Here is a 12,941-nt window from a genome sequence, read left to right on the forward strand (position 1 = left end):
AGCAGTTAAAAGAGGATTTGTGGTCTTGGGTTGATAGTAACGATGGTTACAACATATCTGTCCCAGAAGTAGCAAAGATGAGAATTATTTTGTGCTTAGCTTATGAAGATAATCGCGAGTTAGAAGATGTTGGCTATTTTGAAGATTTATTAATAAATCTTGGCATCTCACATGAAGATGCATATAAGCGCATATTACAAAGTGCTTAAAGGGCGGACACAAATAGCTTAGCTGTGCTCGTTCCTCACAAATTTTAGCCAACTAATTTTTGCCGTTTATTTGCGGCGTTATGTATCAAGGTGTGCCAATGAAATATTTCAAATTTAGTTGCGTAATTCTTGGTTTCTTAATCCTTGTAGGTCTATTTGCTCCCAGTATGGTTGATTGCCCACCTCTCAACCAAAACGACGAAGCAGAACTTGATATTGAGATATTACAAACTGCAATTTCACTTTATTATAAAGACAATAACCGTCTACCAGAACATCTTGGAAATTTAAATGACGGCACTATTATTTACATAAAACGATTACCTCAAGATCCTTGGGTAATTGAGTATCAATACAGCGTTGTGTCAGCAGATTCATTTTTGTTGTGGTCTAAAGGTTCTATTTTAAACAGTGATGCCTTAGTGTTATCAGCGTATAAGTATGAAGGTAATAGCTTCAAAAAAGTCGTTATCGCCAAATCAGGTTTTGGTACATAACAAGCCAAGTCAACGGGACAATTTTGAGCTGGCTCCCGTCGCTTTGCTCCTAATTTTAGCCAGCTTAAAAGTAGCCCTGCTTGGGGCGTTAGGGTAGCAAATGAAAACTGGAGTATATTTAGCATTACTATTTTTGACTTTTTCTTTGAATGCGAAAAACATCAGCACTCATACCGTAAGTAGAGATGATGGCACTAATATATCTTATTACCTCCTTCGATCGCTCCCTCAGTCACAGAGTGATACGTTGCTGTTGATTCTTCAGGGATCTGATTGCAACAGCGTTCTAAAAATCGAAACAATATTTACAGATTATCAGAATGTTTGGCCAGAGGCAGACGTCCTCTTAATTGAAAAATACGGTATTGATAGCGCGCTGACCTATAGCGAAGATGCTGAACGTAAAGACTGTCCAGCACAATACATTCAAAACGACAGTCCGGATCAGCGTGTGACTGACGTTATGAAAGTTTTAGACTTTATACGGAAACAAAATAAATACTCTAATCTTGTTGTTCTAGGTGGTAGTGAAGGGGCAATTATAGCGAATTTAGTATCAGCGACAATTGACGGTATAACTGCAACAATCTCTTTCAATGGAGGGGGGAGAAAGTTCATTGATGATGTCACACACAATATTTCTGCCACCGCTGCAAATAGTACAGAAGCGGAAGCAAGTATCATTGGTTTTAAAGAGTTTTCAAATCACATTCTTAACAACAAACCAGATAAGCTCGAAGTAAGTGGACATGGTTACAAGTGGTGGCGGCAGATGCTATCTATTGATCAATTTGACGTTCTAAAAAAGGTGAACACACCTTTGCTTATTCTTCAAGGGGGTGGAGATTTATCTGTATCATCCGACAAAGTCGATGAAATGATCACTAACCTTAGAGAGATTAAAAAGCAAAACATTGAATACCGAAGATATGAAGCGCTCGATCATGGGTTCGCGAATATTAACGGCGAAAGCATGCGCGAAAAGATAGTAAGCGATATAAATAGTTGGTTAAAGACCAAGCTTGTAAACCCTAACAAATCAATGCAGCCGACCGCTAACGCGTCGACTGATTGAGGAGCTAGCACTATATGAGGTTACGATGAAAGTGGTAAGGCATGTAGAACCTAAAATTTATTATCAGGCAGAAGCATTTCATATTGCGGCAGACGTATTACATGAATCAGAGCTAATGAAGTATCGCGGTGCGCCTTTTATAGTATAGTAAATGCTAGTTTCGCGCTTGAACTATATTTGAAATGTTTTGATGGAAAGACAGTTTTAAAAAAACCTTGTGTGTACAGCGAAGGGGTTGTTCAATACGAAAGAGTCATAGGCAGCGTTAGCCAACAAGGTCATAACTTACAGAATTTGTTTGGTGGTTTACCTTGTGAGTACAAAGAGAAAATAGTGAGCAAGTTCGATGCTCTAGAGATGGGGTTATCTGCTGAAAGTTTCTTTGAAACAAACAGTAAACATTTCGTTTCATGGCGCTATGGTTTCGAAGGCAATAATGGTAGCTATGTAGCATCTGAAGTGTTGGCAATGCTTTCTGTGCTGCAAAGTGTTGGTCAAGAGTACTTATAGTGCTAACAAAAGGACTGAATAGTGATCCGCAACACTTGGCATTTTGGCTTCGCTCAAGTATAGCCAAGCGTTACTCATACCTTAATGCGGCGTTAGCCCATAGAAACCTTTAAGCGAAATTTGTCTAATACAGCCGACGACCAAAAACGTTTATGTCCAACAAAAAGTTTATTTGACCGCCCGCTATTCGCTCTTTTCGGCCATTAATCAGTTACGAGCGGTCAGATTTGGTTGAACTCATAACCCTAAACAGCCAGATCGTGTATGAGCCAGCGTCAGGTCACTTCGTCGACGTGCTCAAGTATTAAGCCAAGTTAATGTAGTAGAGGCCGTAGCCCACGATAAATGCAGGCACTGCAGAGTAGATGGTGGCAAATAGCGCCGCCCTTGGTGCCAGTGCTATCGCTGGAAATAACGCATCGCCATCGTTAGCAACGGCATTGGCCGCCAGGGCACTAAATGGCACGACGCCTTGCAGGTACAGCGTTGTAACAACAATTTGGGGTCCACAGCCTGGTAATAATCCGACAATAATGGCCACCAGTGGTGCATACAGCGCATAGTCTTTAAACCAAACCGCGAGATCAAGCCCTAAATACGCGGTAGATAGCTCGTAAAGCAAAAAGCTTGCAACGACCCAAGCGGTCACAAAGTGCGTATCCTGTAGTACTCTAGTGAGTTTTGACGGTGGGTCGCATTCACCTTCTTCACAGGTGATATCTTTATAGCTTACGCCTTTTGAATTAAGTGCCCACACACACACAGCGAAAAGACATAATGCAGCACCAAGACAAGCGATTTCTGTATCAAAAGGTGCTAAGTCGACGTTAAAAGCAATCGCGAGTGCAATTGCAAGGCTAGGCAGTAAGCACAGCTTCCACACCTTACGGCTTAGACTAAACGCACGGCTCGCGTGTAAGGTTTCTTCTTCGACTTCATTGATGGTCTGCGGGACACAAAAGTCGGGTTTATGAATTAAGTGCACACATAGCCCACTCACGATACCCACACCAACCCCCATTGCTATGATAGTGAGGCCTGTCAGGGGCTCTTTGGCGAGTAGCAAAAACGCTGCATCTCCCATCGTCGCAGTAAGCACTGCGACAACCGAAGCAAAACTTGCTTGTTTTTTGGTAAATTGGGTGACCACGATAATTGCACCACCACAGCCGGGCAGTGCGCCCAATATTGACGCCATGGCGATTTCGAGAATAGGGGATTTGGTACTCAGATAGCTGAGATTAAGCTGTGGAATTCTGTCAACAAGAAAGTAGTACACGAGCAGGGTAGCGGCTACAAAAACGCTGACTTGAAAGAATGCATCACTCAGCGCGCTGACCACAATTGGTCTCGCCGTTTCAAATGCTAAAAGTACAATAATAACGAGGGGTAAAATTAGCCGCTTGTTGAACAATAAACTCACCTTAGCGCCATGTGCTGGTTGAGAGTATCGAAGTAGAGATGAAAACATAAAGTGCAACCCGTGTATTGTCTAAGTTGCACTTTAATTTCATTTTAAATGAAAATCAATATCATTTGCATTATTTTCTTTGGAACTCTGCGGTTGCTTTCCATTTCGGCCATGCTTCTTGCTCAGAGACATCATAGCCAACTTTAAAGAACAGCTGTAGATCCTGTATCGCTCCGCTTAAATCCCACTCTTCACGGTAACGATCGCAAGGCTGATGATAACAACCGCGCAAAACTAAACCCATACGTTTACGGTAGGTTTCAGTCTCTTCATCACGTGCTTCGGTTCCACCGCCGGCGTACATTGCAGGCACACCCATGTTCGCAAATGCGAAGTGATCAGAGCGATAGTAACCACCAGCGGCAGGACGTGGATCCCCTGAAACGACGCGGTCTTGCGCTTTTGCTGCAGTTTCTAGCATGTCATCGAGTTCTGATTTGCCAATACCAACCACGCTGATGTCTTTTACTTTACCCAATAAATTTAGGCTGTCCATATTGATGTTAGCAACGGTTTTCTCTGCTGGAATAACAGGGTTTGCAGCATAAAATTTAGAGCCTAACAGACCTTGCTCTTCAGCCGTCACAGCCAAAAACGTAATTGAACGGCTAGGGCGAGTTGGCAGTTTAGTAAAGGCTTCGGCTACCTCAATCATACCGCCTGTACCGCTGGCATTATCATGCGCACCGTTATAGATCTGGTCGCCTTTACGGTTTGGATCGGTACCTAAATGATCCCAGTGTGCTGAGTAGATGATGTGCTCGTCAGACTTTTTGCTACCTGGCAGGGTGGCGATAAAGTTATACGAAGTTGACTTTTTGATGGTGTTTTTGACGGTAACTGACGCGCTTAGGTTGCCCATATCAACGTGGTATGCGCCTGCTGCTGCTTTTTTCTTTGCAGTGTCAAAATCAAGTCCAGCCTTTTGAAACAGCTCTTTAGCAACGTCTACCGTTACCCAACCTTCAACCGCAACGCGGTCCATATTGTTATTTTCTTTTTGGAAGCCAAACTGTGGGCCACTCCAAGAGTTTTCTACTACGCTCCAAGGATAAGAAGCCGGCGCTGTTTCATGAATAATGATCGCACCTGCTGCGCCTTGACGTGAGGCTTCTTCGTATTTATACGTCCAACGACCATAATAGGTCATAGCTTCACCGGTAAATTTACCCGACTCAGGATTAGCAAAGCCAGGATCGTTTACTAGCATCACCACTGTCTTGCCTTTCACGTCTAGGCCTTCGTAGTCATTCCAGTCGTATTCTGGGGCATTTACGCCATAGCCAACAAAAACCAGCTCTGAATCTTTGATTGATTCGAGTTCACTGATACGGGCCGAGCCCATCACCATGTCTTTTTTATATTCGTAGTTTTTGCCACCGATTGTTAACGTCATATTAGGATCGGCTTCAAGCGAAACAAGCGGCACTTCTTGCAAGAAGCTGTTGCCATTACCAGGCTGATAGCCAAGCGCTTTAAAATGTTTGGTTAAATAGGCAAGCGTTAGCTCTTCACCTTTTGTTGACGGAGCACGGCCGCCAAATTCGTCAGAGGCAAGGGTTTTAATATGGGCTCTGAGTTGAGCATCGTTTATACTATTGTATGCAGTATCAATGTCTTGGGGGCTATTGCTAGTGCTAACACAGCCCGCCAGCACCGCCATAGATAGAGCGCTGAGCGTCAGTTTAAGTTTCATAATTGCCTTTCTTTTACTTGTTAGGAACCCATAAGTAGTAACATAAAATGCGTAAAAGTTCGAGCGGGACAAGATGGCTAGAGGAGATAGAAATGAATGAAAATCCGTAGCTGGAACAGAACACTGCACAATTTTTAATAATTATCTTAATTTTAGCATGTGATGCAGCCTGTTACGCTCATTTACAATTGGCTTTTGCCAAGTATCAGGCGCTTCAGTAAAATAGTCGGCTAATTGTATGATAAGTATCTCAACCAAATGAAAAAGTTTACAGCGCCTGAGGCGTGGCAGGTTGCATGTTTACATGCTGAGCCATTTTCCCATTTAAATCAGCTTTTTGACTTAAAAAGTCAACAAGACTGGCCAAGCCCCCAGTGGCTGTCTTCGCACGTAAACAGCATTAGCTTGCAACAGTATGATACCCGCTTTGTGGCCGATGAAACGATAGACTTTGGCGATAAATACTATGAAGAGATTATCTTTGAAACCCACCAGGTACCGACGCGTAGTCAAAATTGGCACGACTTATTTGGTGCGTTGATTTGGTGTTTATTCCCAAAAACAAAAGCTTTGTTAAATGCCCTACATATCGAAGAAATAGCGCAGTTTGGTTTAAAGCAGCGGAGTAAAAAGCGTAACGCGTTAACACTCTTTGATGAGTGTGGTTTGGTGTTGGCAATCGATGATGATAAATGGCGTGATGCCTTTAAATCACACCAATGGCTGAATGTATTTTACGATAATTGCTCAGAATGGCAGCAAAACCTAAAGCCTTTCGTATTTGGCCACGCAAACTACGAGATGCTAACCAATCCCTTTATTGGGCTGACGGGAAAACTGGTGTGTATCAATGTTGATGCTGCATTTTGGCAACTTTCACTAAGCGAACAATATCGTTGGTTAGATGATAAATTGGTCGCACTGATCAATGACGGGCTGCTTGAAGACAATACCAAAATGTCACCCATTCCGCTGCTTGGGATCCCAAACTGGCATGAGCCACAAGATTTAGAATTTTATCAAAATACGGACTATTTCAGGCCGAAAAGAAGGAAGTAGCATGATAGCTATCAATGGATTAAAAAAGCGATTTGTCCTGACTCGCGAGCATAAAAAGAAAAAGAGTCAGACGGATCCTCGTGAGCGTGATGGTTTTTTTCACAGTGTAGAAGAGGTCAACCTGCACTGTGGACAAGGCGAAGTACTTGGATTGCTCGGCCCCAATGGGGCGGGAAAAACCACCACTTTGCGTATGCTCTCAACTGCACTGACGCCGGACGCCGGTACTATCTTAGTGGATGGTCAGGATATTGTGAAAAAGCCAGTCGTTGCACGCAAAGCCATCGGTTTTTTATCAGGGTCAACTGGTTTATATGGACGTCTTACCGCCAAAGAAAATGTTGAATACTTTGCACGACTTCATGGTTTAAAAGGAAAAGCATTAAAAACGAAATGTGATGAGCTGTTTCAGCGCTTAGAGATGGAAACTTTTCTAGATAAAAGGGCTGAACACCTATCGACCGGTATGAAACAAAAGACCAATATAGCAAGGGCGGTGGTACATAGCCCTAAAGTCGTCGTATTAGACGAGCCTACGACGGGCCTTGATATTATGACCACACAAACAGTTATCTCTTTTATTCGCGACCTCAAAGCACGTGGTACACCCGTTATATTTTCTACTCATCACTTAGATGAAGTCGCGTTATTGTGCGATAGAGTGTCTGTTATCGATAAAGGGATCACCTGTTTTGATGGCAGTTTGGCTGAGTTTAAAGCAAAAGGGCAAAGTGAAGAACTAAATCAGGCATTTTTAAATTTGTTAACGGGAGCACAGCATGTTTGAGGTATTTTTAAAGGAGATTAGAGAGCTTCTGCGCGACCGCAAAACACTATTCTTTGTGATTGCACTTCCGATGTTGGTATTTCCAGTGATTATGGCGTTAGTAGGCTTTATGGCATCACAAGCCGCTATGGAAGCGGAGCAAGAAGTTCATACGTATTACATCGCAAATGAAGCCTATGCGGAAAAGTTCTCTGAGCAGGTTTTTTATCATAAAAGTTTTAAAAAATATGCTGGTGAGCTACGCCTTGATAACGTTGAAGCGCTGAGTGACGCGGTACGAAGTGGCGTGATTGATGTTGGAGTTTTTATTCCATCCGATCCGGTTGAAAATCTGGAGTCTGGCGTAAAAAGTGAATGGAAAGTCGTGTTCAATGATGCTCAATCTATCAACTTTATATACGACCGCTTATCTAAACTTGCCAAGGCTTTTTCTGATGAACTCCGAGCGGCGAAGTTAACCTCACTGGGGTTGTCGCAGGCGGAGCAAGCGGCAGTGCTCCAACCCATATCGATTACTAAAGTGGATACTGCTGACAAACGCGAAAATTTAGGCGAGAAGTTAGGTGCATTTATCCCTTACATGTTAATTCCGTTGGTATTGATGGGGGCAAGCTATCCAGCTATTGATTTAGGTGCTGGAGAGAAAGAGCGCGGCACCTTAGAGACATTGTTGTTAACACCAATCTCTCGTACAGAGTTGGTGCTAGGTAAGTTTTTAACCGTATTGAGCAGTTCAATATTCTGCGCACTTATCACGGTCTCCAGCATGGCGCTGTGGATAGGGATTGCCAGTAGCTTTGTTGAACTAGACGTGATTAAAAACGCCTTCTCGTCGGTAGCATTATTAGACTTTGTCTTGATTTTTGCACTGTTGCTTCCTGTTGCTGTGATGCTTTCGTCACTAACACTTGCCATCTCAATTTACGCCAGAACCTTTAAAGAAGCACAAAACTACATGGGACCACTCAGCATGGGGATTTTCATTCCCATTGTGATGTCTTTAATGCCAAATATGGAGTTAACCGCTAAAACTGCATTGATCCCAATTACTAATGTCGCATTAGCGATTAAAGAAATCATCAAAGGCACGGTTGATTATGGCTACGTTGCGTTAATTTTTGGCGCTTCTGCTGTTTTAGCAGCTGGGTTACTCGTGTGCTGCGTGAAATGGTTTAATAAAGAAACTGTATTATTTAGGTAAAGTATCGGCTAGGCGTGAATTATTGATAGTTATGGCGTTTTTCTGTACGATAAACGCCTTATTCAGCGCCTAATTTTTTGTAATTTAGCCTGCTATCTGTTTAGGTAGCTTGTGCAAGTAGTAGGTTTCAATATTAGTCACTCAAGGAATGCAGGATGACATCAACCTCGGTACTTAAATCAGTCAGTGAATCGGTTACTAGCGGCATTGCCATTTTATTCTTGTTTTCATCGGTTTTTCACTTAGCCAGGTCAAGTTTTTTGGAAGCGCCGATTTACTTAGTGATTTCTTTGTTACTATTTTCATACCGTAATCGTTTAATGTTTGACTCTGCACAAAGACAGTTTGTTATCACTAAACAACTATCGTTATTGAATATAAGTATTCGGCGAATAGACGAGTGTGTGATACCGCTTGCTACTGTGACTGATGTATCTTCAGGTTGTAACAAGCAACTCAATTATATTGGTATAAGCTATCTTTCAGAAAGTGAGGAGCCTGCGGTCTATTCATTTTCGTGTTTGCGGCAAGCTGATAAACTCAACTTACTTTTGTCTGCATCAGGTTTTGACCATAACGTTCAACCGACGGCAGACGCGGATGTAGATACGAGATCTGCTACGCGTTCAACTCCCACGAGCCTTGCAAAATTATTTCCTTTGTTTATGAATAGCAATCGTGATATTGAAGAGCGATTCTCCGTGTTACGATGCGCACTACCGACGCCTAAAGATAAGCTTCATATTGTTTGGATGGTGGTTGGGGTTTTTGGTCTAATGACCTGCTTTATTCTTTACTCGTCACAAAATTATATAGCGGGTTTAGTATTTTTGGTGCTCACGTATTTGAGCTATTGGTTGACGTCTTTACTTATCAGTAATAAACACTATTTTGTTTATCATTCACCCTGTAACGAAATTAAGGTTGAGGAAGATAGTTTGTTTTTACCTGCGTTACTGTTTACAGATAAACAAGCACGAAAGGTAAAAAAGGATGAAATTAACGATATTAAGGTACACTGGAATACGTTTATAGTCAGTGACTTGGATATGTTAACGGCTTCGACTCGTCGTAATCATATTGTTGATTTGGTATTTGATACTGAGTATGGCACGACGGTTTCACTCTCTGGCATGACCGTAGAAGCCGAGCCACTCTTACTTGCGTTAACGCATTGGCAATATCCTTTGTCTATTGAGCGCACGGATAAAGCGGTGTTTCCAATGGTGAGGCATTTTCAATATGGCAGTCTAGTGTTTATTATCGGTATTATTGTCTGGGCAATGACTACATTTGTGATATAACACACCTGACAAAAGCGGCGATTCTACCTGAATATAGGTATGCTAGAGGCAATAGTATTTTTAATCTATCGCTATCTAGAAATTATTGAACAACCCGTTTTATACCAGTTGTATTAAGTAAATGATCTATCTTGAAGCGGGGAAATAGCTTTAGTAGCACCGCTCTCGCGTCCTGCTACCGCTAAGGTACCTATATCCATATAGGCAAGGCAAAATTTTGCTATTTAGTTGTTCTAAATGAGAAATTTTTAACGAAGCTAATATGCTATTTCACCCTTCAAATTGATTAGAGAATTAATTCAATTGGTATTATACATCTTTTTGATTTTAATGATGGGCTTAAGCGCAGAGTCGTACGTGAAAAGCAAGCGTATTAATAAGCGCATCGATTTACTGCCTAAGCTATTAATAGATGAGTGACTAGTACATACTGGAAGAACTGAAGCCGCTAACTAAGCGGCTTCAACATTGTCGGTTTCAATGTTTTCAATTTCAACTACGTTGAGAACGGATTGTACATCTGACCAATGCAGTAATTCGATACGACCTTCTTGGTTTTCAACCAATGCCGTGCAGTTTTCTATCCAATCACCATCATTACAGTAAACAATACCATCTACGACACGGATCTCTGGTTGGTGGATATGCCCGCAGATAATACCGTCGACACCTTGTTTCTTCGCTTCATGAATTGCCGTATTCTCGAATGCGGCAATGGCCTCTCTTGCTTTATGCACGCGTTTTTTCAGCCAAGATGCAAGCGACCAATAATGACCACCATATAAACGTCGTACGCGATTGGTCCAGCGATTTAAGAAGAGTAGAAAGTCATAAGCGGCATCCCCAATGATACTGATCAGTTTGTTGTATCTTGTTGCTGAGTCAAAATCATCACCGTGTAGTAATAAAAACCGCTTACCTGCGGAAGTGGTATGAATAAAGGTTTTATGCACTTCGACTTTAAAAAGCGATTGCCCAACGTAGTTTCTGAAGGTTTCGTCGTGATTACCCGGTATGTAGATAACGCGTGTACCAGATCCCGCTTTTTTTTGTATGCATTCTAATACCTGATAGTGGGATGGATCCCAAAAAAACTGGCGTTTCATTGACCATAGATCAACGATATCACCAACCAGATAGAGCACATCACATTCAGTTTTGTTGAGAAAATCTAGCAAGAACTTTGCTTTACAGTCCTTGTAGCCTAAGTGTACGTCTGAGATCCAAATACTCGGATAGTATGTTGTTTTCATGGCTTGGCTCTTTAGCGTAATAATGACAATGCTAAGAGGCAAAGATGACAGTGACGGGGCAGTTAGGAGAAGCTAATATGACAAAAGAGCATACACCTGTATGCTCTTTGATTATGCAATTTACGTAGGCTTATTTACTTCTAATTGCACTAACGATTGTTTCTAGCGCAGACTCAATATCCAGCATCAGCTTTTCGCCCGTTTGACGATTTTTCAGCTCAACCTTATTTTCATCAAGATTACGCTCGCCAATCACTAGGGTATAAGGAACACCGATAAGTTCCATATCGTTAAACATAACCCCCGGACGCTCTTTACGGTCGTCGAATAACACATCAATCCCCGCATTTTGTAGATCTGCATAGAACTTTTCTGCGATCTCTGGGATACGGTGAGACTTATGCATATTCATTGGCACGATTGCCAACTCAAATGGCGCAATAGCAACAGGCCATTTGATACCGTAATCATCGTTATTTTGCTCGATTGCTGCGGCAACGATACGAGAAACACCAATACCATAACAACCCATGGTTAATGTTTGGTTTTTCCCTTCTTCGCCAAGTACACCAGCTTTCATCGTTTCAGAGTACTTAGTACCAAGTTGGAACACGTGACCTACTTCGATACCACGTTTGATAAGGATTTTACCCTTACCACAAGGGCTTGGATCGCCTTCAACCACGTTACGGATATCTTCAACAGTATAAGCGCTTACGTCTCTGTCCCAGTTAATCCCACTATAGTGAACACCATCTTTGTTTGCACCGGCAACAAAATCAGCCATGATAGCTGCGCTACGATCGACAATAATAGGCATTGAAAGACCGACAGGTCCCAAAGAGCCTGGTTTTGCACCAATAGCGTTAACAATGTCTTCTTCGCTCGCCATCTCAAGGGGTGAATCCACTAGTGCTAATTTCTCAGCTTTAAGCTCATTTAAGTCATGATCGCCACGAACGATAAGCGCGACAAGCCCACGTTTACCATCTTCGTCTGGTGCGCCATACACGATGAGTGTTTTCACACCACGGTGTGGTTTAACGCCATGTTTTGCTTTTAGTTCAGCGATGGTGAAAGCTTCTGGTGTGTCAAACGTATTAAGTTCTTTACTTGGCGCTGGGCGAGCTTCAGTTGGTGCAAGTGCTTCCGCCTTTTCAATGTTTGCAGCGTAGTCACTTTCATCACTGAATGCGATTGCATCTTCACCAGACTCTGCAAGTACATGGAACTCATGCGATAGGTTGCCGCCAATTGAACCACTGTCAGCAATAACAGGACGGTAGTCAACGCCTAAACGATCAAAAATGTTGCAGTAAGCTTGGAACATCTTGTGATACGTTTTTTCAAGACACTCATCAGTCATGTGGAATGAATAGGCGTCTTTCATGGTGAATTCACGCGCGCGCATCACACCAAACCGTGGACGAACTTCGTCACGTACTTTCGTACTGACTTGATAAAGTGTGATCGGCAGTTGCTTATAGCTGTTGATTTCGCGACGTACAAGATCAGTGATCACTTCTTCATGCGTTGGACCAAGTGCAAATGGACGGCCATGACGGTCATTAATACGAAGTAGTTCAGGACCAAACTGTTCCCAGCGGCCTGACTCTTCCCATAACTCTGCAGGCTGGATCACTGGCATTAGCAGCTCAATCGCTCCCGCTTTGTCCATTTCTTCACGGACAATTCTCTCTACTTTGCGGAAAACTTTTAGGCCTGATGGTAGCCAAGTATAAAGACCTGAAGCCAATTTACGGATCATACCCGCTCTAAGCATTAGCTGGTGGCTTACCACCTCTGCATCAGACGGCGTCTCTTTTAGAGTCGCTAATATATATTCACTCGTGCGCATTCTTATTCCAGTATAAGTTAC

13 protein-coding genes are annotated in these 12,941 nt (G+C 42.5%); 9 read left to right on the plus strand and 4 right to left on the minus strand.

The features are described 5' to 3' along the window. From CKO50_RS23875 to CKO50_RS24215, 5 genes are all read left to right on the plus strand, one after another. Positions 1-209: hypothetical protein (locus tag CKO50_RS23875; RefSeq protein WP_176474597.1), on the plus strand; the 209-nt coding region annotated here is incomplete at its 5' end. A gap of 98 nt (positions 210-307) precedes the next feature. Further along, the gene (locus CKO50_RS02225) at positions 308-706 is read left to right on the plus strand and encodes a type II secretion system protein GspG (RefSeq protein WP_176474598.1); all 399 of its coding nucleotides are present in this window, start codon (positions 308-310) and stop codon (positions 704-706) included. 100 nt (positions 707-806) lie between these two features. Continuing rightward, on the plus strand, positions 807-1,781 hold the full coding sequence (locus tag CKO50_RS02230; RefSeq protein ID WP_095726821.1) for a S9 family peptidase: 975 nt from the start codon (positions 807-809) through the stop codon (positions 1,779-1,781). 25 nt (positions 1,782-1,806) lie between these two features. Beyond that, the gene (locus CKO50_RS24370; protein ID WP_255229063.1) at positions 1,807-1,929 is read left to right on the plus strand and encodes a hypothetical protein; all 123 of its coding nucleotides are present in this window, start codon (positions 1,807-1,809) and stop codon (positions 1,927-1,929) included. A gap of 71 nt (positions 1,930-2,000) precedes the next feature. Then, on the plus strand, positions 2,001-2,291 hold the full coding sequence (locus CKO50_RS24215; RefSeq protein WP_217989639.1) for a hypothetical protein: 291 nt from the start codon (positions 2,001-2,003) through the stop codon (positions 2,289-2,291). A gap of 304 nt (positions 2,292-2,595) precedes the next feature. Here CKO50_RS24215 and CKO50_RS02240 read toward each other — a convergent pair whose 3' ends face one another. Together CKO50_RS02240 and CKO50_RS02245 are read right to left on the minus strand one after the other, a co-directional pair. Then, positions 2,596-3,762, minus strand: a complete 1,167-nt coding sequence (locus CKO50_RS02240; RefSeq protein ID WP_095726822.1) for a putative manganese transporter — start codon at positions 3,760-3,762, stop codon at positions 2,596-2,598. Positions 3,763-3,832: 70 nt separating this feature from the next. Beyond that, positions 3,833-5,458, minus strand: a complete 1,626-nt coding sequence (locus tag CKO50_RS02245) for a M28 family metallopeptidase (protein ID WP_095726823.1) — start codon at positions 5,456-5,458, stop codon at positions 3,833-3,835. A gap of 258 nt (positions 5,459-5,716) precedes the next feature. Between CKO50_RS02245 and CKO50_RS02250 the strand changes: the two genes are divergently transcribed. From CKO50_RS02250 to CKO50_RS02265, 4 genes are all read left to right on the plus strand, one after another. Further along, on the plus strand, positions 5,717-6,517 hold the full coding sequence (locus CKO50_RS02250; protein ID WP_095726824.1) for a DUF3025 domain-containing protein: 801 nt from the start codon (positions 5,717-5,719) through the stop codon (positions 6,515-6,517). Position 6,518: 1 nt separating this feature from the next. Further along, positions 6,519-7,304, plus strand: a complete 786-nt coding sequence (locus CKO50_RS02255) for an ATP-binding cassette domain-containing protein (protein WP_095726825.1) — start codon at positions 6,519-6,521, stop codon at positions 7,302-7,304. Beyond that, the gene (locus CKO50_RS02260; RefSeq protein ID WP_095726826.1) at positions 7,297-8,505 is read left to right on the plus strand and encodes an ABC transporter permease; all 1,209 of its coding nucleotides are present in this window, start codon (positions 7,297-7,299) and stop codon (positions 8,503-8,505) included. Before CKO50_RS02255 ends, CKO50_RS02260 begins: the two co-directional genes overlap by 8 nt. 155 nt (positions 8,506-8,660) lie before the next feature. Next, entirely contained in the window at positions 8,661-9,809 is a 1,149-nt protein-coding gene (locus CKO50_RS02265; RefSeq protein WP_095726827.1) for a hypothetical protein, read from the plus strand. Positions 9,810-10,261: 452 nt separating this feature from the next. On the opposite strand, the gene CKO50_RS02270 is transcribed toward CKO50_RS02265, so the two are convergent. After that, positions 10,262-11,062 carry a UDP-2,3-diacylglucosamine diphosphatase gene (locus CKO50_RS02270; RefSeq protein ID WP_095726828.1) on the minus strand — a complete coding sequence of 267 codons (801 nt, stop codon included), beginning with the start codon at positions 11,060-11,062 and terminating at the stop codon, positions 10,262-10,264. A gap of 130 nt (positions 11,063-11,192) precedes the next feature. Beyond that, positions 11,193-12,920 (minus strand): proline--tRNA ligase, encoded by a 1,728-nt coding sequence (locus CKO50_RS02275; RefSeq protein WP_095726829.1) that lies wholly within the window; start codon positions 12,918-12,920, stop codon positions 11,193-11,195. Between the last annotated feature and the right edge of the window lie 21 nt (positions 12,921-12,941).

Origin of the sequence: Pseudoalteromonas sp. HM-SA03, assembly GCF_002289345.1 — a bacterium.
Lineage (GTDB): Bacteria > Pseudomonadota > Gammaproteobacteria > Enterobacterales > Alteromonadaceae > Pseudoalteromonas.

What these genes read in the sequence shown, in the direction of transcription:
- CKO50_RS02225 (WP_176474598.1), top strand. Translation starts at nt 308, where the DNA reads ATGAAATATTTCAAATTTAGTTGCGTAATTCTTGGTTTCTTAATCCTT.
- CKO50_RS02230 (WP_095726821.1), top strand. Translation starts at nt 807, where the DNA reads ATGAAAACTGGAGTATATTTAGCATTACTATTTTTGACTTTTTCTTTG.
- CKO50_RS24370 (WP_255229063.1), top strand. Translation starts at nt 1,807, where the DNA reads ATGAAAGTGGTAAGGCATGTAGAACCTAAAATTTATTATCAGGCAGAA.
- CKO50_RS02240 (WP_095726822.1), bottom strand. Translation starts at nt 3,762, where the DNA reads ATGTTTTCATCTCTACTTCGATACTCTCAACCAGCACATGGCGCTAAG.
- CKO50_RS02245 (WP_095726823.1), bottom strand. Translation starts at nt 5,458, where the DNA reads ATGAAACTTAAACTGACGCTCAGCGCTCTATCTATGGCGGTGCTGGCG.
- CKO50_RS02250 (WP_095726824.1), top strand. Translation starts at nt 5,717, where the DNA reads ATGAAAAAGTTTACAGCGCCTGAGGCGTGGCAGGTTGCATGTTTACAT.
- CKO50_RS02255 (WP_095726825.1), top strand. Translation starts at nt 6,519, where the DNA reads ATGATAGCTATCAATGGATTAAAAAAGCGATTTGTCCTGACTCGCGAG.
- CKO50_RS02260 (WP_095726826.1), top strand. Translation starts at nt 7,297, where the DNA reads ATGTTTGAGGTATTTTTAAAGGAGATTAGAGAGCTTCTGCGCGACCGC.
- CKO50_RS02265 (WP_095726827.1), top strand. Translation starts at nt 8,661, where the DNA reads ATGACATCAACCTCGGTACTTAAATCAGTCAGTGAATCGGTTACTAGC.
- CKO50_RS02270 (WP_095726828.1), bottom strand. Translation starts at nt 11,062, where the DNA reads ATGAAAACAACATACTATCCGAGTATTTGGATCTCAGACGTACACTTA.
- CKO50_RS02275 (WP_095726829.1), bottom strand. Translation starts at nt 12,920, where the DNA reads ATGCGCACGAGTGAATATATATTAGCGACTCTAAAAGAGACGCCGTCT.